We start from the raw sequence: 510 nt of genomic DNA, 5'->3' as shown, positions 1-510 counted from the left end.
GGACCATGACCGAGGTCACACCGGACGCAATACCGTCAGCGCGTTCGCTCGGCGGCGCTGCCATCCGGTCAGGGCATCCAGTTTCGGGCGACGGAAGGAGAATCACAGTGCGTGCGAGGTCCAGGACCATCCGCGGCGCCGTGTTAGTTATAGCTGTTGTCCTCACGGCGGCGGCCTGCGGCGGCTCGACGCCGTCAACGACCGGCTCCACCCGCACAACCTCGGCGGGCGCGGCAGCCTCGGCAGGCAGCACCGCGACCGGGACGCCGATCACCGTCCTCACCATCACTCCGTCGGGAACGTCCGGCGCGGACTTCCCGGACATCCCCACTGTGCTCGCGGCCTTCGCCAAGGCGACGAACGCCGCGGGCGGCATCGCCGGCCACCCGTTGAGGGTCGAGTCCTGCAACGACAAGAACGACCCCAACACCGCCGGCACGTGCGCCCGCCAAGCCGTGAACGACAAGGCCGTCGCCGTGCTCGGCTCGTTCAGCCAGTTCGCCGACTCGA

At 69.4% G+C, this 510-nt stretch carries 1 protein-coding gene; it reads left to right on the top strand.

Annotated features, from left to right (window positions below; translation table 11 throughout):
* Positions 1-107 precede the first annotated feature (107 nt).
* Positions 108-510, top strand: a 403-nt coding sequence (locus MJ783_RS10740) for an ABC transporter substrate-binding protein (RefSeq protein ID WP_239310250.1), incomplete at its 3' end; no start/stop codon positions are given.

Origin of the sequence: Protofrankia sp. Cj3, assembly GCF_917627355.1 — a bacterium.
Lineage (GTDB): Bacteria > Actinomycetota > Actinomycetes > Frankiales > Frankiaceae > Protofrankia.
The sequence above is the reverse complement of the archived record's forward strand: the minus strand, read 5'-3'. Positions and strand labels throughout refer to the sequence as shown.